Genomic DNA, 25,612 nt, shown 5'->3' on the forward strand with positions numbered 1-25,612 from the left:
AAAAATTAAATTATTGAGTTGCGAAAAGAAAGGATAACTTTTTGTCCTTTCAATAGTTATACCTGGGAATTTATTTATGACAAGCAGACAACAGTTACATCAGAGATTGACATCAAGTTCTGATTCTAAAGTACCTCACAAAAATCGATTCAGCATTCAATTATTTTTGGGAAAATTCTGGAGATGGTTTGTTGACTTCCTCTATAAAGAACCCGAACCAGAAGTTTGGGAACGGCGCGATAGCCAAGGTAATGTCTGGTGGTTTGCCTATGATCCAGCAACAGGTAAATCTGCTTCTTTGGGTTCGGAACAGGAAGTTTTAATTTGGATTGAGCCAGAAGTGTTGAATGTTAAAAAAACTGCGATAAAAATTGCCCAAAATATATTAAAATCTGGGCAAGCTATCTCAAAATATAGATTTGATTATGATTATAAATTCATTTCCCAAGATTGTCAAAGACATCCTCAAATCCTTGCCAAAAAATGATTATCCGGTTTTGAACAGCCGTCTTTACGTTGAGTGTTGGTTGGCTTATGCTTTGGATAATAGTTTAACAAGTATGCGGGATTTATTTAAAAGATTAAACAATACAGGGATTGATGTAAGAATTTCGACATTTTCCAAGGCTAACACACACAGAATTCAAGAAATATTCCAAAATATTTATCATCAATTGAATAAAGTAGTCCAGAAAAAAGCCCACAAAAAGTTACATGATAAATACGCCATTTGTCCAATTGATTCTACAGTAATTACCTTAACAAGTAAGTTGCTATGGGTTTTAGGACATCATCAAGTAAAACTTTTTAGTTCCCTTAATCTGTCAACAGGAAGTCCAGAAGATAATTTGATAAACTTTGGTCATAATCATGATTACAAATTTGGGTCAGAAATGATGTCTAACTTACCACCAGATGCAGTTAGGGTAATGGATAGAGGTTTTGCAGGACTAAATTTTATGCAAGAATTAGTGCAAAAAGACAAATATTTTGTAGTGCGAATTAAGAATAATTGGAAACTAGAATTTGAATCGGGAACTGGATTAGTAAAAATCGGTTCAGCGACCGATTCTCCCGCTTACAGGGTAATTAATTTTTGTGATTTAGAAACAAAAACAGAATTTCGCTTAGTCACGAATTTACCTGCGAATGGAGAAGCGGCAGTTACAGATGATGAAATCAGGGATATTTACCGTTTACGTTGGGGCGTTGAATTGTTATGGAAATTTTTAAATATGCACCTAAAACTAGATACATTAATTACCAAAAATGTTAATGGTATTGGCATACAAATTTATGCCAGTCTCATCGCTTATCTAATTTTACAACTTGTATCTGTTCCTCAAGAATGGGGTAATAAAATGTTAGATAAATTCCGCTATCTTCAAGCTTGTATGTGTCAACAAATCAGTTATGTTCATTGGATGGAAGATATTATGAAATGTTGACATTTTCACCCTTGATAGGACTACTATATCTAATCATGTAAAGTTTTGTAACGACATTCAACATCTCTGTTCAAGTGATGTAGACTTTATTATCAAAAAAAGTCTAGTTTATAACAAACAGAAAGGCAGAGGTAATACCAATTCTGTATGAAGACACACTCATCTAAAAGAGAAAAAACTTAAACAGGAAGAAATGTAGAGACCTTATGTATAAGGTCTCTACAGATATTACACAAATATGCAAACTGTTGTACATTTAATTTGATAATGTTTGAAATAAATTCTGTAACGCTAATATTTGTTCTTTTAAGCTAACTACTTCCTGACGCATCAGTGGCGGCAGCCTATCGACTTCTCGGAGTTGATATATCTGAGAACGCAAACGCTCATTTAGCGGTTGATAAATTTCCTCTGGACAAGATAAAAGAAACATTGTTAGTAAATAAGTTAAGTTTTTCTCTTGGAGGTGCCACTTTCCTATAACAGAAGTTTCCGAGAAATTTCTAGTCAATAGTACGTTTTGAGTAACTGTCCATAAAGGATGCGATTTAATTTCTTCCAATAAACAGCACCATATCTCAAAAAATTCATTTGATAGATTATCTCCAGTAATGCAGAGAACAGAAGTTAACTCTGGTGGCAAATTTATTAATATCGTATCCAGCAATAAAAATAATGAATCTGGCTGTTCTTGAGCCAGTAAAGTTGGTGCAATAACCTTAAAATAAGGTGCAATCATCACCCATTGATGTATATCAACTCCTACATAAAAAAAGTTTTGACTGGAAATATTCTTATTAGAAATAAGCATATAGCCACGACACTTACCAGTTGCAGTATCAATGGGTTGTAGAGCATTCCATAAAACATTTAAGGGAACCCAGTGAGGTGGGTATTTAAAACGAGCTACATCTAAAAGCAACACAAGATCACGTTCTGGATGGTATCCTCCTACTGGAGAAAAGTGTCCATCCCCAGTTTGTCCTACAACTTGTCGTGAATAGCAAACAACTAAATGTAAACCTTGGGGTAGAAAGGTGGCTTGCTTAACAGCTTCTCGGAACTCTTGTAGGTTGCTTTGGTCATAACGATAGGCTTCTACTTTAGCTCCATTGCAACGCGCTAAACAAACAAATTCGTCAAAAGTAATGCCTTGATTTTTAACTGCACTCAGTGGTTGGCAACATTCGAGAAATTCTTCACCGTACCATCTCCATACACCTTTCCAAATTCGCCCAGGATCAATTGATAAGGCGTTGAGAACCATGACTAAAGTACCTAACCCGCAAAAAGCTGGCTCTGATTGAGTATGGAATTGTTCAGCCAGAGGAAAATAACCCTCCATACCACCTAATGCGATCGCTTCTTGAAAGATTTGTCGCCCCTGTGGGGAAGCAAAAGAAATACTAGGAGGAGGTAAGGGACGACGATAAAATCCTTCAGTAACCATGAACAAAGAAAATCTCAACTATGATGGATTGAATTATTGCAGATATCAGATATATCATTGGTCAGTTAGAGGCTGTGTTTAGCATCTAATTGTATAAGTATAACTGCGGCTAATAAAAGCCCAGTTCCTAATAATCTGGGCGCACTGACGATATGACTCATAACCCCAAATAAACCAAACTGGTCAATGATCAGTGACATCAGCATTTGGACAAATGCTACAGCCATTGTTGTGCTTGTCAAACCTAATTTAGGAATGCTGAGAGTATTGAGCGTTACGTAAGTTGCTCCCAAAGCACCGCCAAAGAAAGCCCACCAAGGAGCTTGAGACAATTGGTTGAGGGATAGCGGGCCGATGACTCCCAGCACCATCAGTAGTGCTAAAGTTGTAAATCCAATAGTGAAATTAACAGTAGCAGCAGCGATCGCGGAACGAATTACTTGCATTAATCGAACATTAGCAGCACTACCATAAGCAAGCAGTCCGCCAGCAGAACCAGCACCAGCGCTAGCAAAATTTCCATACTAATACTCCAAACTAAAAACTCTTATTTCAAAGTGAGAAAAAAAACGGCTAAGAGTAATAATGCTCCAGCAATGCGTCGGTTAGGCGTAAGACGACGAGGCTGCACTGAGAGCCATCCAAAATGATCTACCAGCATACCCATGAAAGATTGACCACTGACAATCAACGCAATTGTGAGCGTAGTTCCCAAGTTAGTTGTCAAGTATGCACTTGAGGTTATGTACCAAGCACCCACCAATCCGCCAAAAAAAGCCCACCAAGGTGCTTTGGGTAACGCAGACCAATTTGGTCGTCCGAATTTGCCAGTTAATAGAAGACTTACGAGAACTATAGTGCCTACGAAGTACGAAATATCTCCAGCTAGAGGGAAAGAACCTATTGACCGAGCTAACTGAGCATTAATTGCTGCTTGAATAGGCAGTACGGCTCCATTAAAGAAAGCAATTAACAGAGAAGGTGAAGGGGGACGAATTAAGGTTGAAACAGTAGGAGATTTTGAAACAGTGGTTTTTGTTGAGGGTAGATGGATGATGCTCATAGCTGTTAGTCCAGTGAATTACAAGTCCGACGCTGAACTATGCCAGAACCGCTGAAATGGTATAACCATAGGCAAATTTTGCCAATAGCGCATTCCAAAAGCTTTCCGAACTTTAGATCAAGCTGGTTATTGTTTGCTGGAGTTTATCTTCAAATATTTAGTTCACTGGAGAGTCAAGAGACTTGAACAGAAATTTTTCCCCAGTTCGGTTAATGTATGAGAAATAGCCGCAAAGCTAGTTGAGAAAGGGATTTCTGCCTAGTTCCAATTTTTTTCCTTTACCCCCTTGACACTCCAGTGAACTGGAGCATTCAAGATGAAATCAGTCTTGAAAACGACTTGATAATTGGAGCTTTGAAATGGAGAATGCGACACTTAAACTACGCGGTATGAGTTGCGCTTCCTGCGCCAGAAGTATTGAAGATGCTATTAGTTCTGTCCCAGGTGTGAATGAATGTAGTGTGAATTTTGGGGCAGAACAGGCAACAGTTGATTATGACCCCAGAACAACAGATTTACAAGCCATTCAAGATGCGGTGGATGCAGCAGGTTATTATGCTTACCCTCTCCAAGAACAAAATCTGATGGCGGGAGAAGATGATGAAGAGAAAAGACATCGCCTGAAAGAGTCCCGCGATTTGCAGCAAAAGGTGACAGTAGGGGGAATCATGAGCATCGTGCTGGTGATTGGCTCACTACCAATGATGACAGGGTTAAACCTACCTTTTATTCCCACATGGTTGCATAATCCTTGGGTGCAATTAGTTCTGACCACTCCTGTACAGTTTTGGTGTGGTTATTCTTTTTACGTTAATAGCTGGAAAGCTTTTAAGCGTCATGCCGCGACAATGGATACCTTAATAGCTTTAGGTACAAGTGCAGCATATTTCTATTCCCTATTCCCTACAGTATTTCCTAGTTTCTTCATCAGTCAGGGGCTACAACCAGATATATATTATGAAACTTGTGCTGTAGTCATTACCCTAATTTTACTAGGGCGACTATTTGAAAACCGCGCCAAAGGACAAACCTCAGAAGCTATCCGTAAACTGATTGGTTTACAGGCCAAAACAGCAAGGTTAATTCGCAACGGACGAGAAATAGATGTACCGATTGAACAAGTACAAATTGGCGATGTGGTGCTGGTGCGTCCTGGGGAGAAAATTCCCGTTGATGGCGAAGTCGTTGACGGGACATCCACAGTTGATGAAGCGATGGTGACTGGCGAAAGTTTACCCGTGAAAAAGCACCCAGGGGATGAAGTCATCGGAGCTACTATCAACAAAACTGGAAGTTTTAAGTTTCGGGCGACAAGAGTTGGTAAAGATACCGTACTGGCGCAGATTGTCCAATTAGTGCAGCAAGCTCAAGGCTCAAAAGCCCCCATTCAAAGATTAGCAGACCAAGTTACTGGATGGTTTGTGCCTGCGGTAATTGCGATCGCTATCCTCACATTTATTATTTGGTACAACATCATGGGCAATGTCACCTTGGCGTTGATTACCACAGTCGGGGTGTTAATTATCGCTTGTCCTTGTGCGTTGGGTTTAGCCACACCAACTTCTGTGATGGTAGGTACAGGTAAAGGTGCAGAAAACGGCATTTTAATTAAAGGAGCCGAAAGCTTAGAAATAGCACACCAAATTCAAACCATTGTCTTGGACAAAACAGGCACAATTACCCAAGGTAAACCCACAGTTACAGATTTTCTCACAGTTGACGGTACACGTAACGGCAACGAACTTAAGCTGATACAGCTAGCTGCATCCTTAGAACGTAATTCGGAACACCCCTTGGCAGAAGCAGTTGTTAGATATGCCGAATTTCAGCAAGTGCCATTAGCAGATGTGAGAGATTTTGAAGCGATCGCAGGTAGCGGTGTCCAAGGTGTTGTTTCTAACCGTTTGGTGCAAATTGGTACACAACGGTGGATGGAAGAGTTGAGTATTAACACTCAAGCCTTGCAACAAGACAAAGAACGCTTAGAATATTTAGGTAAAACAGCAGTTTGGTTGGCAATTGACAGCGAAATCAAAGGATTAATGGGGATTGCTGATGCCATTAAACCCACTTCCACCCAGGCTGTGAGAGCTTTGCAAAAACTTGGTTTAGAAGTTGTCATGCTCACAGGCGATAACCGCCGCACCGCAGAAAGTATTGCGCGCGAGGTTGGTATTAAAAGAGTCTTAGCAGAAGTCCGTCCTGACCAAAAAGCTGCTACAGTGCAAGCAATACAAGCAGAAGGCAAAATTGTCGCAATGGTTGGTGATGGTATCAATGATGCACCAGCCTTAGCTCAAGCCGATGTGGGAATTGCCATTGGGACTGGTACAGATGTGGCGATCGCCGCTAGTGATATCACCTTAATCTCTGGTGATTTACAAGGCATAGTTACAGCCATTCAACTCAGCCGCGCTACAATTCGCAACATTCGCCAAAACCTATTCTTCGCCTTCATTTACAACGTTGCTGGTATTCCTATCGCCGCCGGAATTCTCTTCCCCTTCTTCGGTTGGTTACTCAACCCCATCATCGCCGGTGCAGCAATGGCATTTAGTTCGGTTTCTGTAGTTACTAATGCGCTGCGTTTACGTAACTTCCAACCTAAAACACTGGGATAGAGGAAATAACAATGTTCAATCAAACCATATTTTTCGGGACTTTAGCAGGATTTGGATTTCTGCTGGGAGTGATTTCAGGAACGCTAGTGTAGCTAATAATTTACACCAATTCTCTTTCAATCCCTAAAACTCAGACCATAGCTGACTTTCTTAATTACGAACTTGTACTGAGCGCAGCCGTACCACTCCGTGGAAGCAAGCTACGCGGAGCGTCTGTCTCCGACACGCTACGCGAACGTAGAGAAGTATTACGAACCACGAATTATATCCATGTAGGAGGTTTTTCAATGGTAAACAAAACAGCACTCATCGGTAGTATAGCCAGTTTAGGAATTGTATTATCAATCGCCTCTGGTGAAGCAGCAGCACAAAAATCTCACGATACGCACTCATCTGCAACAGTCCAAACTAATCAATTTCAACGTATTGAACAGCCATTAGAGAATAAGATAGCCGTCACCCTCGGCGGATTGGGACTACTTGGCCTACAACTTTGGTGGTTCTTGCTGAGTAAACCTAAGTCTCAGAAAGCAGTGGCAACAGGTGGAAATGTCCAAGAAGTAACCGTCACTGTTGATGGGGGATATGATCCTAGTCGAATTGTGGTGCAAGTAGGGAAACCAGTAAGGCTGAAATTTGAACGCAAAGATCCCAGTAGTTGCTTAGAACAAGTTGTGATTCCAGACTTTCACATTGCCGCAGATTTACCGCTTAATCAAGTAACCACTGTGGAATTTACACCCAAACAAGCTGGAACTTATCTCTTTACCTGTGGCATGAATATGTTTCGCGGTGAAATTCAAGCCGAAGCTTCAGACATTCAATCAACAGTCATAAAGGAAGAAAAAACGATGAAAGAACCACAACCCAAATCCTTTAGTTCAATCGATGAGCATGAAACAACTGTAGAGCAAAGAATTCAGAAAACCACCATCAATGTAGATAAGGGATATGCACCGAATCATGTTATTGTCCAAGCGGGGCAAAGAGTACAACTCAACTTTCTGCGCGAAAATCCCAGTAATTGCCTTGCGAAAGTGCTAATTCCTGATTTTGGTATTGCTGCTGATTTACCAGTCAATCAATTAACCTCAATTGAGTTCACACCCGAAAAACCAGGTGAGTATGGTTTCAGCTGCGGCATGAATATGTTTCGTGGTGCAATTTCCGTCCAAGCCGCAGACGCTAGTGAAGAAAAGGTGTCCACTCAAATTCATTTCTCATAAAAATGACGGAATGATACTGCTTATGCTTGACTCTCTAGTTCGCTGGAGAGTTTAGTATATGATCGGTAATCATATTTCACTAAGGATTTGCTAAGTATGTTAGCTCAAGCAGAAGCAAAACAGATTGGTGTAGTTGCCAAAGACAGCGGAGTACCAATTAAAACTATTCGCTACTATGAAGAACTTGGTCTACTCAAATCATCCGGAAGAACAGAAGGCGGCTTTAGATTATTTAACTCTGATGTTTTGGAACGACTACACTTTATTAAACGCGCTCAAAGTTTAGGATTAAGCTTATCAGAGATTAAGGAATTTTTAAATGTTCATGATGAAGGGGAATTACCTTGTGAGCATATCAAAACTAAACTAGAAGATAAAGTACAAGCTATTGATGATCAAATTCAGCAATTACTGATTTTGAGACAAGAATTATCAGGGTTGCTTTCTGGTTGGGAAATCAAGCCGGATGATTCTCATTCCACTATTTGTCCGATTATTGAACACGAATAAATTTTACAAAAAACAATATGAATGAAACTATAGTTCGTAACCAGTATGACCAGTTAGCTTCTGTTTACGATCTACGTTGGAAAAGTTATATAACTAATACACTATCTTTTCTGAAAACTTGGGCAGAGATATCACCAACAGATACTATACTTGATGTTGCCTGTGGGACTGGTGAGTTTGAACGTTTGCTGCTGGCTGAGTATTCATCACAACAGATTTTTGGGGTAGATATTTCAGATAAAATGCTGGCGATCGCCAAACAGAAATGTAGTGCTTATCCTCAAGTATCATTCCAGATTGCAAGTGCATCAAATTTGCCATTTGACAATGATAGTTTTGATGTGATTGTGTCTGCTAATTCGTTTCACTACTTTGATGATCCACTTGCTGCATTAAAGGAGATGAGGCGTGTTCTTAAGCCTGATGGTAAAGTTATTATCCTAGATTGGTGTAGAGATTATTTAACTTGTAAAATCTGTGACATTATCCTTAAAAGTTTCGATCCGGCTCATCAGCAGTGTTATACCCAAAATGAATTTCACCGCTTGCTTGAAGATGCAAATTTTGCGGTTTATCGCGCAACCAGAATTCGCTTTGGTGTTGTATGGGGGTTGATGGTAGCTACAGCAATTCTCAAGAATTAAGTTGTTTTATTGCTGCTTATACACTTTTGATTTTACTAAAAATAATACTTTCAAAAGCTTTTCACTAATTACAAGAACAAAAATTCCAATTTTATATAAAACCACAGATGCACACAGATAAACAGTAATGATTTATCAGTGTGTATCTATTTTTATCTGTAGTTATTTTTTTATTTTTCCTCTTGACTCTCCAGGCAGATGGAGAATTTAAGCTAATTCCAGGTTGAGTAAAAAAATTAAAAACTTACTCAAACAAACCACGCTTTAGTAGTAAAAAAATCAGGAGTTTTTAGAGATGACAGTACAACTTACTATCCCTAAATTAGCTTGTTCAGCTTGTGTAAATACTATCAACACAGCAATTCAAAAAGTTGATGCTGCTGCCACTGTCAAAGCTGATACAAAAACCAAAACTATCAGTGTAGAAACTCAAGCATCAGAGACGGCTATTAAAGAAGCGATCGCCTCTGTTGGTTATCCATCCATCTAGAGGTTTTCAAAAACATATCAACAGTTAGCTTTTACTAACTGTTGATAAAAAATTTATCAATGAGGAATTATTTTGACTCAACTTAATTTACAGGAAATTGCTCAAACATGAACCCGTTGGAAAACCAAACTCCTATTCTAGATTCAGACAATGATTTGGAAAATCAGACTCCCATTCTAGATGACGATGATTTTGAGGCTGAATCACCGTCACCGCACTCAAAAAGACCTTGGCTTTGGCTATTGCTCACTCTACTATTAGCAGGTGGAGGAATTGCAGTTTGGCGTGTACTAACTCCCAGCCAAAAACCCCCAGTGGCTACAGCTGCTGCACCTCCTGGCGTACAAGTAAAATTATCCTCCCTAAAAGCAAGCACAATTGAACAAAGTTCCAATTTTATTGCTAACCTGCGATCGCGGCGTTCAGTCACTCTCCGTCCCAGAATTCAAGGACAAATTAGCCAGATTTTTGTACAAGCAGGGGATGAGGTAAAAGCAGGTACACCAATTCTGCAAATAGATGCGGAAGAACAAAAAGCAGCAGTTAGCGGTGTGGATGCAGCTGCAATGGCGGCGCGATCGCAACTCGAAAATGCCAAAGCGACTCTCAAATCCATAGAAGCTGAACGTTTATCCAAACAAGCTGATGTCAAGCTCAACGAGTTGGACTACCAAAGGTACTCTTACCTAGCTGCGGAAGGTGCGATATCTCGCCAAACTCAGGATCAATACGCTAATAAACTAGCTACAGCTAAAGCCAGTTTGAATGCAATTGATGCCCAAATTCAAGCCCAAAAAGCTGCCATTTCTCAAGCCGAAAAAGCTGTACAGCAGGCTCAAGCAGCTACCAAACAGCAACAAGTCCAGTTGAAATACTACAAAATTACCGCCCCCTTTGCTGGGAAAGTGGGCGATATCCCCATCAAAATCGGTGATTTTGTTGATACCTCTACTCAATTGGCAACTATCACCGAAAATCAAACTCTAGAAGTCAATATTTCCGTACCAGTTCAGCAAGCAACCCGATTGCGTCCTGGAATGACATTGCAGTTAATTGACGAACGGGGTAAAAATCTTGGAAGCAGCCGCATATTTTTCATCGCTCCTAACACAGCCAACGATACTCAATCAGTCTTAGTAAAATCACTGTTTGATAATTCCCGCAAACAATTGCGAGCCGACCAATTTGTTAAAGCGAAAGTGATTTGGAACAAACGCCCAGGAGTATTAATTCCCACAACAACTGTTATCCGTTTGGGTGCAGAAACTTTTGTGTACGTAGCCGAAACCTCACCCAAAAAACAGGAGTTAGTAGCACGCCTCAAACCCGTAGAGCTAGGTAGTATCCAGGGTAATCAGTATCAAGTGCTGAAAGGGTTAACCGCAGGAGAGAAAATTATTGTTTCCGGTTTACTCAACTTAAGAGACGGCGCATCTATTATTCCTGAACCTTAGTTAAATCCAGATTTTTACCCAGAAAGCATAAGTCTATGTTTGCTAATTTTTTTATCAAGCGACCCGTATTTGCGATCGCCTGCGCTCTTGTCATGCTCATGGTAGGTATAATCAGCATTCCGCTACTACCAGTAGAGCAGTACCCAGATATCAGCCCCGTACAAATCAATGTCACCGCCAATTACATTGGTGCGAGCGCGCAAGTTGTAGAAGATACAGTCACAACAGTTTTAGAACGACAAATTAATGGTGTCGAAGGCTTAAAATATATCACCTCAACTAGCAGCAGTGACGGTACTAGCAACATCATCGTCACTTTTGACCAAGGGTATGACATTGATACTGCGGCTGCTGATGTGCAAAATCGCGTCTTGCTTGCGGAACCAAAATTGCCAGAAGTTGTCCGACAAACGGGCGTTTCTGTGACTAAGCAATCCAGTGGTATCGTCTTAGCGATGGCTTTATATAGTGAAGGCGATAAGTACGATGACACTTTTATTAGTAACTACGCCGACCTTTATGTTTTAGATCGCCTCAGACGCATTAAAGGTGTCGGTAACATTGCGACTTTTGGCGATCGCCGCTACGCGATGCGGTTGTGGCTTGACCCGACTCAACTAGCCAATCGCAAGTTGACAACTGAGGACGTAATTAACGCACTTCACCAACAAAACCTACAGTTAGGTATCGGTAGTATTGGACAGCCACCCGCACCCAATGGGCAAATGTATCAAATAGAGTTGCAAACTCAAGGGCGGTTAAAAGACGCTGACGAATTTGAAAACATGGTCATCAAAGCAGGTACAGATGGCACACTTGTTAAGCTCAAAGATGTTGGTCGTGCTGAACTTGGGGCAGAAAATTACAGTTCCTTTGCTCGCTATAGTGGTCACGTTGCTGTTGGCTATCAAATCCTGCAAATTCCTGGAAGCAATGCTTTAAAGATTGCCAATGCGGTCAAAGCGGAAATGGCGAGAATTGCAGAGGATTTCCCACCTGGTTTGCAATATGAATTTCCCTATGATTCCTCGCTGTTTGTCGAAGCATCTCGTAAGGAAGTTGTCAAGACTTTATTAGAAGCAATTGTGCTGGTTGTCATCGTCATTTTTATTTTCTTGCAAGACTGGCGCACTACCATCATTCCCGCAATTACAATTCCGGTTTCTTTAATTGGGACGTTTGCGTTTGTAAAGGTTTTTAATTTTTCACTTAACAGCTTAACTCTGTTTGGTTTAACCTTAGCTAGTGGCATGGTTGTAGATGATGCGATCGTTGTTGTTGAAGATATAACTCGCTTGATTCAAGAAAAAGGTTTAAGCCCGCGTCGCGCTGCATCCCAATCAATGCACGAACTATTTGGGGCGGTGATTGCTACATCTCTCGTACTTTTGGCTGTATTTGTTCCTGTAGGTTTTTTCCCTGGAACAACAGGACAACTATATAAACAATTTGCACTAACGATCGCATTCTCAATTGTACTTTCAACTTTTAACGCGATTACCCTCACGCCTGCTTTAGCTGCTTTGTTATTACGAAAAACACAAAAACCACGCGGTTTACCAGGCTGGATTTTTGGAGCGATTAATTGGTTGCTCGGCTGGATACAAAAAGGCTATCAACAAATTCTCAGATTGCTCATCAACTTCAAAATCGTTGTCTTATTACTGTTTGTTGCATCTTTGGTTTGGACAGGCTGGCTTTACCTGCGCGTCCCCACAGCATTTTTACCGGAAGAAGACCAAGGCTATTTTATTAATTTAATGCAGGGGCCAGATGGCACTTCACTCAATTACACCCGTGAAGTTGCGAAGCAAGCAGAAAAAGAACTTCTGAAAATCCCAGAGATTCAAGGTACTTTTGCAATGGGTGGTGTTGGTTTTAGTGGTAATACTCCTAACCGAGGCTTGATATTTGCACCGCTAAAATCTTGGGATGTCAGAAAAACAGCCGAACAAACTGCATCAGCAATTGTAAATCAAGCTAGAAGTGGACTGTCAGCAATTAAAGACGCAGCCGTGTTTGCAGTGAATCCTCCGACTATCCAAAGTTTAGGGAGTGTGGGTGGTTTTGTATTTCAATTGCAAGATAGAGGCGATCGCAATAATAGTGATATCAATAATTTAGTCAAAATCAGCCACGATTTAATCGGCAAAGCTAATCAAACCCCAGGATTGCAAGGAGTCTTCAGTACCTACACCGCTAATGCACCCCAATTACTTATCGAAGTAGACCGAGAAAAAGCCGAAGCCTTACAAGTCCCTGTCAGAGATATCTTTAGCACCTTGCAGACTTTCATTGGTTCCCGCTACGTCAACGACTTTAACGCTTTTGGTCGCACGTACCGAGTCTATGTCCAAGCAGATCAACAGTTTCGCTCTAACCCAGAAGATATTGGACTACTATATGTGCGTTCTGGACGCGGTGAGATGATTTCCCTTAGTAGTTTGGTGAAGGTTACACCAACCACCGGGCCGCAAACAATTAACCACTACAACCTATATCGCTCAATAGAAATCAACGGTGCAGCTGCTCCTGGTTTTAGTTCTGGACAAGCAATAGAAGCTATGAAAAATTTAGCCGCTACTGTTTTACCCAGAAACATCAGCTATGAATGGTCAGGTATTACTTTAGAAGAATTAGAATCTGGTGGACAAGCACCAATTATTTTTGGTCTAGGAATTTTCTTTGTGTTCTTAGTCTTAGCTGCTCAGTATAATAACTTCATTGATCCTCTGATTATTTTATTGTCAGTTCCCTTGGCGGTTTTGGGAGCATTGTTAGCCCAATCATGGCGCGGTTTATATAACGATGTTTACTGTCAAGTTGGGTTAGTGATGTTAATTGGTTTAGCGAGTAAAAATGCAATTTTAATTGTTGAATTTGCTAACCAATTACGCGAACAAGGTTTTTCAATTACCAAAGCAGCAGTGAAAGCTTCTGGCGAACGCTTACGTCCAATTCTCATGACTGCGATTTCTACTCTGCTAGGAATTTGGCCGCTTGCTGTGGCTACAGGTGCAGGTTCAGCTAGCCGTCAATCTCTTGGTACTGCTGTCTTTGGTGGAATGTTCGTTGCAACTTTCTTGAGTTTGTTTGTAGTACCTATCCTGTATATCGTGATTACCCAAATTCGCTTACTGTTTGCAGGTGTACCAAAGGTTAGGCATCAAGCAGGTAAGTTAGTAAAACAATCAGAAGTTGACGTACTTCCCTGAAAATAAGCGAGAATTCTTAGCTTGGCGTATATCCCCTGGCTTGAGCTTAGGGGTTTTCACTTTACCCCATTATTTTTAATCGAGTTGATACTTGACTCTCCATCTGACTGGAGAATCTAGGATAAAGTAGACGATTAAATTTAAGAGAAGTAATTATGCTAGTTCAAGAAAAGTCAAAACAGATTGGTGTAGTTGCTAAAGAAAGTGGAGTACCGATTAAAACCATTCGCTACTATGAGGAGCTTGGTCTACTCAAATCATCAGGCAGAACTGAGGGTGGTTTTAGATTATTTAACACTGATGTTTTAGCTCGCCTGCACTTTATTAAACGCGCCCAAAGCCTGGGGTTATCTTTAGCCGAAATCAAAGAATTTTTGAATGTTCATGATGAGGGGGAACTACCTTGTGAACATATAAAAACCAAGCTTGAGGATAAGGTACAAGCTATTGATTATCAGATTCAGCAATTACTTGTTTTGAGACAAGATTTGTCAGCGATGCTTTCTGGCTGGGAAATTCAATCTGAAACATATCATTCAACAATTTGTCCTATTATTACTTGAAGGTTAATATGGAATTTTAAATATCAGATTTTCAGGTACGTTTATTGTTTTAAATAAACGTGCTTTTGCATGAAATTCAATAAAAATTAAACATAATAATTTATTGATTTTGCCTCTTGACTCTCCAGTAAACTAGACAATTTAAACTCAATTTTATGTTGAGTAGACAATTCATAAATTCACTAATGGAGCAGAATTAATGAAGAGATTTATCAATGCGATCGCTATCACTACTACTTTGGTAATAGTTCAAGCTTGCTCATCATTACCTAAAGCTGAAGAAAAAGCAATGTCTGTTAGCACACATCAGCATGAGGAGCTTTCAATCAATGAAAGTCATCATGGAGAACATTCAACAAGTAGCACAGTTCATGGTGAGAAGAAAGCGTTGACTCAAGTAAAACTTAAAGTTTCCAGTAACATCACCCCAAATAAAAATATTTCGCTATTGATTGATGTTCAAGATTTAGAAGGAAAGGCGATCGCCAAGTTTGACAATTTCCAAGAAAAGCTCATGCACTTAATTATTGTCAGTGACGATCTTCAGTTTTTCAGCCATCTTCATCCCACATATAAAGATAATGGTCAGTTTCAAGTAGAAGCTAGTTTTCCAAAAGCAGGTGGTTACACATTCTTTAGTGACTACAAACCTGCTGGTCAGTCAGAACAAATTTCAGTATTAAAAACACAAGTTCCAGGAATCACTATTGCTGCTCCAGAAATTGACATTAAGCGTAGTAAAACTTTCAATGATACTCAAGTCAATCTCGCTCTTTCTGAACCCACTGTAAAAGCAGGTCAAGAAGTAACTTTAATGTTTAAATTACAAGATGCTACTAACAATCAACCGCTTACAGACTTGCAGCCTTACTTGGGAGAAAAAGGACATTTAGTTATCCTGCGACAGTCAAGCTCATTAACAGCAGCAGATTACATCCATGCTCACGCACTCAATAATACTCCAACTGGACAGGTTCATTTTATGACTAGCTTTCCGCAAGCAGGAAAGTATAAACTTTGGGGACAATTCAATCGCAACGGTAAAATCATTACTGCTGATTTCTGGATTAATGTGGTTTAATTTAGCTGATGTTTTCTTAGTAAAATAAGAAGGGCAGAACTTCCTACCTTCCAACTTTGGATGTACATAGTACCTATATGAATTCACCACCTAAATAGGTGGTGAATTCTTGTTTCTGGCTATCTCTAATTTAGGAGTTGACCTATGCTAACAGCTAGCGATTGTGTTAAATTCGGTTTCTCAGTTCAGACAAGTTATCCATTGATGCGATCTCTTCACTACATTTACTCCAAAATGTTGAGCTTTTTTCTGCTCTTATTTGATGCTTTATATCAATTTGCTAGTTCTAAACTAGATTTAAATCTCCAGTCAAGCAGAAGAGTAAGTGGTTAATCTGTATTATTTGGATCAAGGATAAGTCTGAATCTGAGCTAAACCAAGTGGAATTTCTTGCGTGAATCCAACTTTTTTAGCATAAACTTGGTACTGCCAAGTTGTACCAGAGCCTGATTCATACCCTTGAGTATTGACTCCTTTCATTAAAACTGAGAGCTTTGTTTCAGGAGCTATTGGTTGTGAAAAAGCTACAGTAGCTTTTTGTCCATTAATAGAAACTGTCGTAGAAATTTTCTGCCCTGATTGATTTTTAACTTCAATTCCCTTATCAATTCTTATTCCATCAGGTAGATTAATTGCGAGTTCTGCTAAAGGTTTACCTTGTACATGAACTTCAAATTTATGAGTAGCATCTGTGGCATAAGCAGTATTAGGAATGGCAGCACTTTTAAGCAGATGAGAAGCTCTAAAATCACCTGGTTTTCCACTTGCCCATACAGCAGGAACTGAAAAAGATGTCACTGCTAAAGTAAAAGCAGTCAGATAAATCAATTTTTTCATTTCGTCTCTCCTCAAAAATTACGTAAATTTTGTTCCTATTATCAGTTTCACATCCATAAATGAAATCTCCATGAAATTCCTTAATTTGTTATTAGAAAAAGATTCGATTAGTAAATACGAAACCAAGCAACACCTATAGGGATTTCTGCATCAATACCAACCTCTCTAACTGAGAAACTGTAAACAGAACCATTACCAAGATTTTGTCTTTTTATCTTGTTAAGGTCAATATCAAACTTAGTATTAGGGGCAACTGGTTCAGCAAAAGCTAGTAGTATTGTTTTACCGTTGACAGATACATTAGTATTAATTTTCTCTCCCTTTTCATCCACAACATCGATATCCTGAATGTCATTACTTATAGTTACATTGTCTGGAACTTTGATAAGTAGTTGAGTAACAGCTTTACTATTTTGGGGAACGTGCAACTGGAAAGTATGTCTAAAACTTCCCCAACGTGTAGGGAGAAATTGTGTATTTCTATCAATATGGGGAACCTTACCATTGTCTGTTCTAGGACTTGCATAGCTAGGAAAAATAATAGCTGTGCTACTCAGAGTAAACACAACAGCGTAAATCAATGATCTCTTCATATTTACCTCCAAAATAATCAAATACATCAGCTCAATTACAGAGCATTATTTATGAATTAATCTGCTCTTCATAGATACATACATCAAGCTCGGTAAAGCTATATTTAACTACCTCATTAATACCCTGATTAATGAGGAGAAGTAGCCAGTTAAGTTGTCCTTATTTAGGTGAGAATTATTGGTGATTTTTTTGCTGAACCTCTATACTAACTCTATCTACTAGCATGACAATTCATAATGAAATCAAGATGAAATTTCAGCAATTATCATTAAAATTTACAAATAAATTAATATGAAGAAACTTGAACTTCATCTCAAGGAATCTCCACATCGCTACCAACGACTTCAGTCGAAAGATGACAGGTAGAATTAGAACTAATAATTGGTTGTAGTAATGTGTTTAAGCTTATTTGCAAGTTGGTGGTGCTAGAAATAAATGGATAACACTATTAATTTTAAGAATACTATTACAACAAAAGAAGTAAATTACTGGATTTAGTTTTGAAATTGAATAATTAAGTTTTAATTTAGTGAAAAAATATAATTATTTTTTGTAGCAAGTAACTTAATTTCTCAGGAAAATAATCTATTTAATAAAATTACTTGTAAAATAACAAATCTTTTAATTAATAAGAAATCAAGCTTTTTAGTCATGGTTGAAAGTGGCACGGCTAAAAAGCTTGGTGGGGTGTAAACATGAGGAGCATGTTTCTAATTTAGATTATACAAAGTATAGATGAAATCAAGATGAAATCAAGATGAAATCAAGATATATCAATGTATTTAAGTAACAGTTACCCAAAAATCAGCAGTAATAATTTTCCCGTTTCGATTAAACTGTCCCCACATTTTATATTTTCCCGGTTTTGGAAAACTGGTGATAAAATGAACTTCATGATCTGGAGTATTTTTCATAGCATGAGCATGGATATAGTCTGCTTGTGTTAACGGTGATGATTGCTTAAGAATAACTAAATGTCCCCTTTCTCCTAAATAAGGTTTTAAATCTGTAGGTGGTTTTTTAGTTGCAGCATCCTGTAAATTAAAAATTAAATGCACCTCTTGTCCAGCTTTAATGGTGGATTGAGATAACTTGAGATTAACTTGAGTATTATCAAAAGTTTTAGTAGTAGCTAAATCAATTTTTGGTTTAGCTGGTGATTGACCTGGAACTAGTGCTTTGAGGACTGACACTTGTTCTGCTTTTCCTGCTACTTTGTAATCACTGAAAAGAGTGTAATTAGACGAATAGGGAAAATTAAATTGAACTTCAAAGCGTCCATTTCCTTTATATGCAGGATGAATATGTTGGAAAGATTGTAAATCATCACTAACGACAATTAAGTGCATTAATTCTTCTTGAAATTTGTCAAAATTAGCAATGGCTTTACCATTTTTGTCTTTTATTTCAATCGCTATAGGAACAGGAGTGTTAGGAGTTATTTTGCTGGGAAGGATAAGCTTTGCAGTAGCGTTCGCAGGTTCTAACTGGGAATGACCATGCTCATCATGGGAGTCCCCCATATTATGTCCGTCATGAGGATTATCTTTTTCTTTTGGTTTTTTAGAATTCTCCATATTATGACCAGTATGGGGATTCGCATTACTTATGCTGGTGGGATTAGTGTCTGAAATTTCCCCAGATTTAACTTGTGAAGCACAACCTTGAGTCAATGCAAGAGTTGAAGTGATAGCCAGTGCAGTCAAAAAACTTTTCATTTTGATGAAAATAGTATTTGTGTGTAAAAATGTACGGTTGAAAAGTGAGATTGCCTCGAAAACTAGAATAATCAGTGTCGAAATCAAAGCATGATAAACACTAGTTAGCGATTAAAGTTGAAACGTCCGGTTGCTTGTTCGCCTTTAATATCTGCCGTAATTTTCACTTGATACTGACCAGATGCTTTTTCATTCAGTAGACCAGTATAGTGTTTATCCTTGGCATCATAAGTAAAAGGAATCGTCTTTTGTTGACCATCAGGTAGCTGCACTTGAGCCGTTACTTTTGCATTAGGTACTGTGGCGTGGTTATCACCTGTTTGCAAATATAAATCCATGTGAGTTGCATTTGCTTCTTTTTCAGGAACAAATTCTAAATGATAGCTTCCTGTCTCTACAACTTGGCCTCCATGAGATGCACCATGTTCGCTATCTGTTTTAGTTGCTGGTGAGGCAGAAACAGATGGTGTTTGAGTAGTCGCCTTGGAAGCATCTGGACTATTTTCTGTATTAGCTGATTGATTAGCATTACTGCAAGATCCTAAAAATAGTAGTCCCACACTTCCAAGAATAATTAAGCCAGATTTAAGTGATTTCATTGGTTTATTCCTCTTTGTATATATGTTTAGACGTTTTGAGTAGCTACATGTGCATAAAAAATTTCTCGTCTTTTGCTTTACTCTCCTCCGTTTTCTTGGGAAATAAATGTTTACCAAACTTGGCATACAAAGCAGGTAAAACAACCAAAGTTATCGCAGTTGATGTAAACAAACCACCAAAAACAACAATAGAAAGTGGTTGCAAAAGTTCTTGTCCTGGGCCACCTTGTAGTACCATTGGTGCTAGACCTAATGCAGAAGTCAAAGCTGTCATTAAAATCGCATTAAGTCGTTCCATTGAACCTTTAACAATAATTTCTTTTAACGGCATTCCTTCGGCAAATTTACTGTTATAGTTATCCACTAATAACAAACCATTGCGAGTTGCTACCCCAAACAAGGAAACAAATCCAACCAAAGACGCAACAGAAATCACGCCTCCAGTTAACGCTACTGCGATTACACCTCCTACCAAACCAATTGGTAAATTAATCATAATCATGATGGTAGAAGGTACAGATTTCACTGAAATATACATGAGAACTGTAATTGCCACAAATGCGATCGCACTGAACACCAGAATATTTTGGGTAGCGCGTTCTTCGGCTTCAAATTGACCTGCGTATTGGATAAAATAACCCGCAGGCACTTGGACATTGCTTTTGACTTTGGCTTCAATCTCATTGACAATCGAGCGTAAATCCCTACCTTTAGCATTAGCTGAAACTACAATCAAACGGGAAACATTTTCACGATTAATTGTATTAGGCCCAGTACCATTGTCAATTATTGCCACATTACCTAAAGGAATTTTCTGTCCATTAGGGGTATCAATTAATAAATCCCGAATGGTGGACAAATCTTGTCGTGCTTCCGGCTTTAACCACACTAAAAGGTCAAAGGATTGTTGATTTTCTAAAACTTGAGAAACGACTTGTCCGTTGAGTGCGGTTTCAATAATGCTAGAAATTTCTCCGACTGATAAACCGTAGCGACTAGCAGCATCTCGATCAAATTTAATTTGAATTTGTGGTATGGGGATTTGTGGTTCTAGCAATAAATCTACAACACCATCAATGGTTTTCATCTGTGCTTCTACTTGTTCGCCGATTTGGCGGAGTTGTGCTAAGTCTGAACCAAAAATTTTGACTGCGATCGCACTTCTTACCCCAGACAAAACTTCATCCATACGGTGGGAGATGAATCCGCCCACATTTGGTGCTGCTCCCGGTATCTTATCAAACTCTTGCCGCAGCTTTTCTAAAGTCTTCGTGCGGTCTTTCATCCCCTCGTCACTAAGTTCAATATCAACGTGTGCAATATTCACACCTGCCGCATCGGCATCTCCCTCAGCACGTCCGGCTCGTGTTTGAATAAATTTAAAGCGTTTGTCATCTTTAAGCGCATCTTCTACTACATAACCGGCTTTTGTTGTCGCTTCTAAAGACACACCAGGATATAAAGTTAAAGTATTTACCATCGTTTGCTCTTGGAACTCTGGTAAAAAAGCTCTACCGAATGAAGGAATAACTGCGATCGCTGCTACGGTTAAAGCCAATGCAACACCAATGATTGGTAAAGAATTCCGAAAAGAAAAGTTGAGACAGTAGCTATAAATTGTCTTACATAATCTCGCCAACCAAGGCTCTCTTTTTGCCACTTTGACATTAGGTAGTAAAATCGCACACAAAGCAGGGGAGACTAACAGCGATTCTAAACTAGAAATAACAACTATTACTAAATAAGAGATTCCCATTGGTGTAAAAATTCTTCCTTCTACACCTGGCAGAGTAAAAATTGGTGAAAAAACAATAATGCCAATAACAGTTGCACCAATCAATGATTCTCGTACTTCTTTTGAACCTTCAAAAATAATTTCTAACGGTGGTAATGGATTGTCAGAAATTTTATTTTCTCGCAATCTTCTATAAGTATTTTCTCCATAAACAATAGCATCATCAATTGCCGTACCAATCGCTACTGCCAAACCTCCTAACGTCATGGTATTCAGTCCTATTCCCAACCAAGAAAGGGCTAGCAATCCAAACAGTAAAGTTAAGAAAAAATCTAGTAAGCATACTGCCAGAGTCCGCCAATTCATTAAAAAGGGAATAAGAATTATTGCCGCAATGATGCTACCTTGAATTAATGATGAACTAACATTTTGAACCGAGGAATCAATATACCTATCTTGGCGAAATGTCGTGGTGATTTTAATCTCTGGTGGTAAACCAGCTTGAATTTCTTTCATTGCCGCTTCTATCGCACGGGAAACAGTGGGAGTATCTGCAAGCGGCTGTTTGTTAACCATTAAAATAATTGCTGGTTTACCATCAAAACTACCATCACCCCGTTTAATCGCACCACCAATTTTCACATCTGCTACATCTTGTAGCCTCACCGGTACTCCGTTACGTGCAGTAATAGTTGATTTTTGCAAATCTGCAATTGATTCAATGCGTCCGATACCTCGAATTAATGTTTCTTTATCTGGTGTGATTAAATAACCGCCTGGTGCATTACCGTTAGCGGCTTTTGTAGCATTAGTAACTTGCTCTAAAGAAATATTAAAGGCTGCTAATTTTGCTGGGTCAACTAAAACTTGATATTGACGAGCATCACCACCAAAAACTACTACTTGGCTCACACCTGGAACAGCTAAAAGACGATTTGTGACTTGCCAATCAACAATTCGTCTAGCTCCCATCAAGTCAATTTTGGATTGAGAATTATTTTCTGATTCGACTGTAAAAGCGTATTGAACAACTAAACCAACAGGTGAAGTAGTAGGAGAAATTTGCGGCGTTTCTACTCCTGGGGGAAGTTTGCTGGCTGCTTGTTGCAGTCGTTCAGTCACTAGCTGACGTGCTTGATAAATTTCTGTCCCCCAGTTAAAGATTACCCTCACGGCTGAAATTCCTGCTGCTGAGGATGAACGGACTGCGGTTACTCCTGGTGTACCATTAATTGCACTCTCAATTGGTAAAGTTACTAAAGATTCAACTTCTTCCGGCGCGAGTCCCGGTGCTTCGGTTTGAATTTCTACTTGGGGCGGTGCAAAGGGTGGTAGCACATCTAATGGCATTTGGGGAATGACGTAGAATGTCCACAATGCAGCGATCGCTGTAGCTAAGACAACGAGCCAACGTCGGTCAATCACCCACCTGACGATGTTATTGAGCATTTTAAGTTATTAAATATTATTGTCTGGTTGATCAAAGACAGCAGCAGAATTTGATGTGGTTGGTTTTTTATGGTTATCAATATGAGTTTCAGTTTCATAAGTAAAGCCATCATATTCGGGATGACCAACTGATACAAAACGCTGACGTATGCGACGACTTGACCAAAGACTACCTGCGGCAAAAGCAGCAACACCAACAAGTGTTATTCCTCCTATTCCCAATAACCACAAAGGTATAGGTAAGTTTGTTTTTGCTTGGGTTAATTCTGTGTTGGTATGTGTTTCATTTTTGTCTCCGGTTGCAGATTTGCTACCACCCCGCAATGATTGGGCGTAAAGTTGTGGTGCGCGTTGAGTAACAATCATATCTCCCTCAAACAAACCACTTTTGACCGCAACCATATCTCCAGAAGTTTGTCCTAAAGTTACTTCAGTGAACTGAAAAGCATTACCATTTTGCAAATAGACAAGTTTTTTACCATTTGCGTCAACCACTGCTGAGGTAGGAATAGCTAAAGTAGCAGAGGAAGTTTGGTTTGTCAAAACTTCCAGTTGAGCAAACATTCCGGGTTTGAGTTGACCGCTTGAGTTATTCACCTGGGCTTGTACTGGTACAACTCGTGTTTCTCCTTCTACCGATGTCCCAATGCGAGAAATTCGTCCTGAAAAGGTTCGTTCTGGTAGACTTGCAACTTTTAAAATAATTCTTTGACCAGTTCTGATGTTGCTGAAATCTTTTTCATAAATATTAGCTGTAGCAAATACCTGAGTGTCGTTGACAATCGTCATCAATTTACCACCAGCATCTTCAAAGGTTTGACCAATAGTGACTTCTCGATCTGCAACCTTACCAGAGATGGGAGCAGTGATTGTGACTAATCCCTTAGCATTAGCAAACGTTCCTACTTGAGCAAGTCGGGTTTGATAAATATTATTACTGCGACTAATATTTGACTTTGCTAGTCCAACTGCTGCTTGAGCGCGTTTGAGTTGATTTTCTGCTTCAATAACTTCTCTACGGCTTTTGGCTTTGGTAAGTTCGGCTTTTGCTTGTGCTAACTGCGTTTGGGATTCTAAAGCATTGCGTCGAGGTAAAGCACCATCATCAGCCAACTGCTTATCTTTGTTGTATTTTTCTTGAGCAAATTCAACTTGACTCTGTGCTTGGGCGATTTCCGCGTCAGCTATTTGTTGGTATTTTTGGTAATTCTGTTGAGCCAGTCTTAAGTCTGCTTGGGACTGCTGTAAATCAGCTTGAGCTTGTGCTAATTTTTCCTGAGATTCCACGCGCAATGTTACTAAGTCTGGGCTAGTGACAACAGCAACAGGTTGACCTTTTGTTACTGATGCACCAGGTTCTACCAATAATTCCACCACTTTCGCCCCGGCAATGGGGGTAGTTACTTCCACTTTTTGGCTGGGTAGAGTTTCGATTTGTCCAGTAGTTTTAATACCGATGGCTAACTGCTGACGTTTGACTGGCTCGACTTTAATTCCTAAGCGTTTGGCTGTGTCGGCATCAACCTGGATAGAATTACTAGTTTGAGTAGCTTCACTTCCTCCTTGAAATTCGTTTCCATGTCCAGCATGAGCCAGAACAATTGTGGGACTTACTAATAACAGTAGGCTGAGGAATGTGCTAGAAACACAAAAAATCGTTATGGGTGTTTGAGAACGCTCTGAGTTAGACATTGCGCTTGTTAGGTTTGTGAGTATGAAGCATCAGGACTTGGGAACGGTTAAAAGTGCTTTTAGGTTTAAGAAATACACTCTGATCACTAGTGTTTCATGTAGAGATGAAATTAGGATGAAATCACGTTGCTCCCTTCCAAACTTAGAGGAGTTTCATCAAAATCTCCCAAGAAACTCTCACCTACCCTAACAAGGTTACTTTGCACAATTAACAAATACCTTATACAGCCATATTGCTTTTGACAATTGGTGATGGGTAGCTTACTCAAAATACCCCTCTTCTGTCACTTTCCGAATTAAGCAAGTAGTAAATGAACTTCCAATGCTAAGGAGAGTCCCGGTCGTTCTGCTTTTGCACCGCTTGTCCGGTCGGAGTAAATTTTCTCGCAACCAGCAAGCTGCAAAGCATCCATTTGCAGGTTCAGATTTTGGTCATCTGTTGAAATTCGGGCATAGCCTATCAACATACTTTGAACCACAACAAGTAAATAAACTCGTTACCTAACAGCATATTTTGCCTTTGATATAATTACCGAGTTTCTTTACTAAACTTGATTCCGGTTTTGGTTCTGCTTGATGGTAATAATAGGGGTAAAAAAAACGGTCGTTTCTTTTACCTTATATAGTTGCAATTAATCCTGGCTGAAGCTCAAATAGTTTTGTTGATAAGTTGGAGCCTTTTTTGAGTAAACTGCTAAACAACGATTTAACAGGACTTTCGGTCAGTTGCAATTAATTCTGGCTGAAGTGTATTTATAGTTGCATTTAATCCTGGTTTGAAAATCCCTTGATTGCAGGTTTGACTGATTAGTATTGCAGGTCGCTACATCTACATCTACAGCTACTTTTATATAAAACTTTAACTCTTGTAACATCTGCTTTATTTGTTCTGGTGTGGCACGAACTCTGATAATCTCTATCAACTAAATCATTCCTTGTAAAATATTAATTATGCCATTTTTATTACTATAAAATAACAGCATTTATAAAGATGATAATAGTTTCACTATCACCCTGGAAAATTCCCAAGTTCATGCTAATACTGTTTACCAATTCAATTTTAACAGTAAAGATGAAATTGCAGATTTATGGGAGAAAGTTTCCCCTAAGAAAATCCTGCACAGTGTCCTCAATAAAGTTTTCCCCTAAGAAAATTTTGGAGAGTGCAGTCTCAAAGGCGATAGCTGCGCTGTACTAAGTAAGTACGCGAACTTGCAACTCAA

The 25,612-nt window shown here is 39.2% G+C and carries 20 protein-coding genes and 1 pseudogene; 11 read left to right on the top strand and 10 right to left on the bottom strand.

The window, feature by feature from the left end; translation table 11 throughout:
- Positions 1 to 76 precede the first annotated feature (76 nt).
- The gene (locus H6G59_RS12870) at positions 77 to 487 is read left to right on the top strand and encodes a hypothetical protein (protein ID WP_190648982.1); all 411 of its coding nucleotides are present in this window, start codon (positions 77 to 79) and stop codon (positions 485 to 487) included.
- A complete protein-coding gene (locus H6G59_RS12875) occupies positions 426 to 1,448 on the top strand; it encodes an IS4 family transposase (RefSeq protein WP_190714965.1) in 1,023 nt (340 codons plus the stop codon). The genes H6G59_RS12870 and H6G59_RS12875 overlap by 62 nt, the downstream gene beginning before the upstream one ends.
- 256 nt (positions 1,449 to 1,704) lie before the next feature.
- Here H6G59_RS12875 and H6G59_RS12880 read toward each other — a convergent pair whose 3' ends face one another.
- From H6G59_RS12880 to H6G59_RS12890, 3 genes and pseudogenes are all read right to left on the bottom strand, one after another.
- On the bottom strand, positions 1,705 to 2,898 hold the full coding sequence (locus H6G59_RS12880) for a phytochelatin synthase family protein (protein ID WP_190714967.1): 1,194 nt from the start codon (positions 2,896 to 2,898) through the stop codon (positions 1,705 to 1,707).
- Between the two features lie 65 nt (positions 2,899 to 2,963).
- Positions 2,964 to 3,386, bottom strand: a pseudogene (locus H6G59_RS12885) (DMT family transporter); the annotation flags it as partial.
- A gap of 59 nt (positions 3,387 to 3,445) precedes the next feature.
- The gene (locus tag H6G59_RS12890) at positions 3,446 to 3,961 is read right to left on the bottom strand and encodes a DMT family transporter (RefSeq protein WP_190714968.1); all 516 of its coding nucleotides are present in this window, start codon (positions 3,959 to 3,961) and stop codon (positions 3,446 to 3,448) included.
- Positions 3,962 to 4,320: 359 nt separating this feature from the next.
- On the opposite strand from H6G59_RS12890, the gene H6G59_RS12895 reads away from it, so the two are divergent.
- The 9 genes from H6G59_RS12895 to H6G59_RS12935 all read left to right on the top strand — a co-directional run bounded on the left by H6G59_RS12895 (position 4,321) and on the right by H6G59_RS12935 (position 15,765).
- A complete protein-coding gene (locus H6G59_RS12895) occupies positions 4,321 to 6,582 on the top strand; it encodes a heavy metal translocating P-type ATPase (protein ID WP_190714970.1) in 2,262 nt (753 codons plus the stop codon).
- A 287-nt stretch (positions 6,583 to 6,869) separates the two neighbouring features.
- The gene (locus tag H6G59_RS12900; RefSeq protein WP_127055475.1) at positions 6,870 to 7,808 is read left to right on the top strand and encodes a cupredoxin domain-containing protein; all 939 of its coding nucleotides are present in this window, start codon (positions 6,870 to 6,872) and stop codon (positions 7,806 to 7,808) included.
- Positions 7,809 to 7,904: 96 nt separating this feature from the next.
- Positions 7,905 to 8,318 (top strand): heavy metal-responsive transcriptional regulator, encoded by a 414-nt coding sequence (locus H6G59_RS12905; RefSeq protein ID WP_127055476.1) that lies wholly within the window; start codon positions 7,905 to 7,907, stop codon positions 8,316 to 8,318.
- 17 nt (positions 8,319 to 8,335) lie between these two features.
- On the top strand, positions 8,336 to 8,962 hold the full coding sequence (locus H6G59_RS12910; RefSeq protein WP_127055477.1) for a class I SAM-dependent methyltransferase: 627 nt from the start codon (positions 8,336 to 8,338) through the stop codon (positions 8,960 to 8,962).
- 295 nt (positions 8,963 to 9,257) lie between these two features.
- Positions 9,258 to 9,452: a heavy-metal-associated domain-containing protein gene (locus tag H6G59_RS12915; protein ID WP_127055478.1), complete on the top strand. Its 195-nt coding sequence runs from the start codon at positions 9,258 to 9,260 to the stop codon at positions 9,450 to 9,452.
- Between the two features lie 107 nt (positions 9,453 to 9,559).
- On the top strand, positions 9,560 to 10,906 hold the full coding sequence (locus tag H6G59_RS12920; protein ID WP_190714972.1) for an efflux RND transporter periplasmic adaptor subunit: 1,347 nt from the start codon (positions 9,560 to 9,562) through the stop codon (positions 10,904 to 10,906).
- Between the two features lie 35 nt (positions 10,907 to 10,941).
- Positions 10,942 to 14,121, top strand: coding sequence for an efflux RND transporter permease subunit (locus H6G59_RS12925; protein ID WP_190714974.1), 3,180 nt, complete (start codon positions 10,942 to 10,944; stop codon positions 14,119 to 14,121).
- A gap of 155 nt (positions 14,122 to 14,276) precedes the next feature.
- Positions 14,277 to 14,684, top strand: coding sequence for a heavy metal-responsive transcriptional regulator (locus H6G59_RS12930; RefSeq protein ID WP_127055481.1), 408 nt, complete (start codon positions 14,277 to 14,279; stop codon positions 14,682 to 14,684).
- A 199-nt stretch (positions 14,685 to 14,883) separates the two neighbouring features.
- Positions 14,884 to 15,765 carry a hypothetical protein gene (locus tag H6G59_RS12935; protein ID WP_127055482.1) on the top strand — a complete coding sequence of 294 codons (882 nt, stop codon included), beginning with the start codon at positions 14,884 to 14,886 and terminating at the stop codon, positions 15,763 to 15,765.
- Positions 15,766 to 16,113: 348 nt separating this feature from the next.
- On the opposite strand, the gene H6G59_RS12940 is transcribed toward H6G59_RS12935, so the two are convergent.
- The 7 genes from H6G59_RS12940 to H6G59_RS12970 all read right to left on the bottom strand — a co-directional run bounded on the left by H6G59_RS12940 (position 16,114) and on the right by H6G59_RS12970 (position 24,868).
- Positions 16,114 to 16,602 carry a DUF2808 domain-containing protein gene (locus H6G59_RS12940; RefSeq protein ID WP_190714976.1) on the bottom strand — a complete coding sequence of 163 codons (489 nt, stop codon included), beginning with the start codon at positions 16,600 to 16,602 and terminating at the stop codon, positions 16,114 to 16,116.
- Between the two features lie 107 nt (positions 16,603 to 16,709).
- Positions 16,710 to 17,195 carry a DUF2808 domain-containing protein gene (locus tag H6G59_RS12945; protein ID WP_190714978.1) on the bottom strand — a complete coding sequence of 162 codons (486 nt, stop codon included), beginning with the start codon at positions 17,193 to 17,195 and terminating at the stop codon, positions 16,710 to 16,712.
- 783 nt (positions 17,196 to 17,978) lie between these two features.
- Positions 17,979 to 18,914: a hypothetical protein gene (locus tag H6G59_RS12950; protein ID WP_190714980.1), complete on the bottom strand. Its 936-nt coding sequence runs from the start codon at positions 18,912 to 18,914 to the stop codon at positions 17,979 to 17,981.
- 104 nt (positions 18,915 to 19,018) lie between these two features.
- A complete protein-coding gene (locus H6G59_RS12955) occupies positions 19,019 to 19,513 on the bottom strand; it encodes a hypothetical protein (protein ID WP_127055486.1) in 495 nt (164 codons plus the stop codon).
- A 43-nt stretch (positions 19,514 to 19,556) separates the two neighbouring features.
- Positions 19,557 to 22,697 (bottom strand): efflux RND transporter permease subunit, encoded by a 3,141-nt coding sequence (locus H6G59_RS12960; protein ID WP_190714982.1) that lies wholly within the window; start codon positions 22,695 to 22,697, stop codon positions 19,557 to 19,559.
- A 9-nt stretch (positions 22,698 to 22,706) separates the two neighbouring features.
- A complete protein-coding gene (locus tag H6G59_RS12965; RefSeq protein ID WP_127055488.1) occupies positions 22,707 to 24,389 on the bottom strand; it encodes an efflux RND transporter periplasmic adaptor subunit in 1,683 nt (560 codons plus the stop codon).
- Between the two features lie 296 nt (positions 24,390 to 24,685).
- Positions 24,686 to 24,868 (bottom strand): recombinase family protein, encoded by a 183-nt coding sequence (locus tag H6G59_RS12970; protein WP_479686171.1) that lies wholly within the window; start codon positions 24,866 to 24,868, stop codon positions 24,686 to 24,688.
- Positions 24,869 to 25,612 lie beyond the last annotated feature (744 nt).

This window comes from Anabaena lutea FACHB-196 (assembly GCF_014698305.1).
Classification (GTDB): domain Bacteria; phylum Cyanobacteriota; class Cyanobacteriia; order Cyanobacteriales; family Nostocaceae; genus Anabaena; species Anabaena lutea.

Coding starts and splice junctions, on each gene's coding strand:
- H6G59_RS12915 (WP_127055478.1), top strand. CDS start 9,258: ATGACAGTACAACTTACTATCCCTAAATTAGCTTGTTCAGCTTGTGTA.
- H6G59_RS12925 (WP_190714974.1), top strand. CDS start 10,942: ATGTTTGCTAATTTTTTTATCAAGCGACCCGTATTTGCGATCGCCTGC.
- H6G59_RS12900 (WP_127055475.1), top strand. CDS start 6,870: ATGGTAAACAAAACAGCACTCATCGGTAGTATAGCCAGTTTAGGAATT.
- H6G59_RS12930 (WP_127055481.1), top strand. CDS start 14,277: ATGCTAGTTCAAGAAAAGTCAAAACAGATTGGTGTAGTTGCTAAAGAA.
- H6G59_RS12920 (WP_190714972.1), top strand. CDS start 9,560: ATGAACCCGTTGGAAAACCAAACTCCTATTCTAGATTCAGACAATGAT.
- H6G59_RS12945 (WP_190714978.1), bottom strand. CDS start 17,195: ATGAAGAGATCATTGATTTACGCTGTTGTGTTTACTCTGAGTAGCACA.
- H6G59_RS12870 (WP_190648982.1), top strand. CDS start 77: ATGACAAGCAGACAACAGTTACATCAGAGATTGACATCAAGTTCTGAT.
- H6G59_RS12905 (WP_127055476.1), top strand. CDS start 7,905: ATGTTAGCTCAAGCAGAAGCAAAACAGATTGGTGTAGTTGCCAAAGAC.
- H6G59_RS12880 (WP_190714967.1), bottom strand. CDS start 2,898: ATGGTTACTGAAGGATTTTATCGTCGTCCCTTACCTCCTCCTAGTATT.
- H6G59_RS12965 (WP_127055488.1), bottom strand. CDS start 24,389: ATGTCTAACTCAGAGCGTTCTCAAACACCCATAACGATTTTTTGTGTT.
- H6G59_RS12895 (WP_190714970.1), top strand. CDS start 4,321: ATGGAGAATGCGACACTTAAACTACGCGGTATGAGTTGCGCTTCCTGC.
- H6G59_RS12950 (WP_190714980.1), bottom strand. CDS start 18,914: ATGAAAAGTTTTTTGACTGCACTGGCTATCACTTCAACTCTTGCATTG.
- H6G59_RS12890 (WP_190714968.1), bottom strand. CDS start 3,961: ATGAGCATCATCCATCTACCCTCAACAAAAACCACTGTTTCAAAATCT.
- H6G59_RS12960 (WP_190714982.1), bottom strand. CDS start 22,697: ATGCTCAATAACATCGTCAGGTGGGTGATTGACCGACGTTGGCTCGTT.
- H6G59_RS12940 (WP_190714976.1), bottom strand. CDS start 16,602: ATGAAAAAATTGATTTATCTGACTGCTTTTACTTTAGCAGTGACATCT.
- H6G59_RS12935 (WP_127055482.1), top strand. CDS start 14,884: ATGAAGAGATTTATCAATGCGATCGCTATCACTACTACTTTGGTAATA.
- H6G59_RS12910 (WP_127055477.1), top strand. CDS start 8,336: ATGAATGAAACTATAGTTCGTAACCAGTATGACCAGTTAGCTTCTGTT.
- H6G59_RS12875 (WP_190714965.1), top strand. CDS start 426: ATGATTATAAATTCATTTCCCAAGATTGTCAAAGACATCCTCAAATCC.
- H6G59_RS12955 (WP_127055486.1), bottom strand. CDS start 19,513: ATGAAATCACTTAAATCTGGCTTAATTATTCTTGGAAGTGTGGGACTA.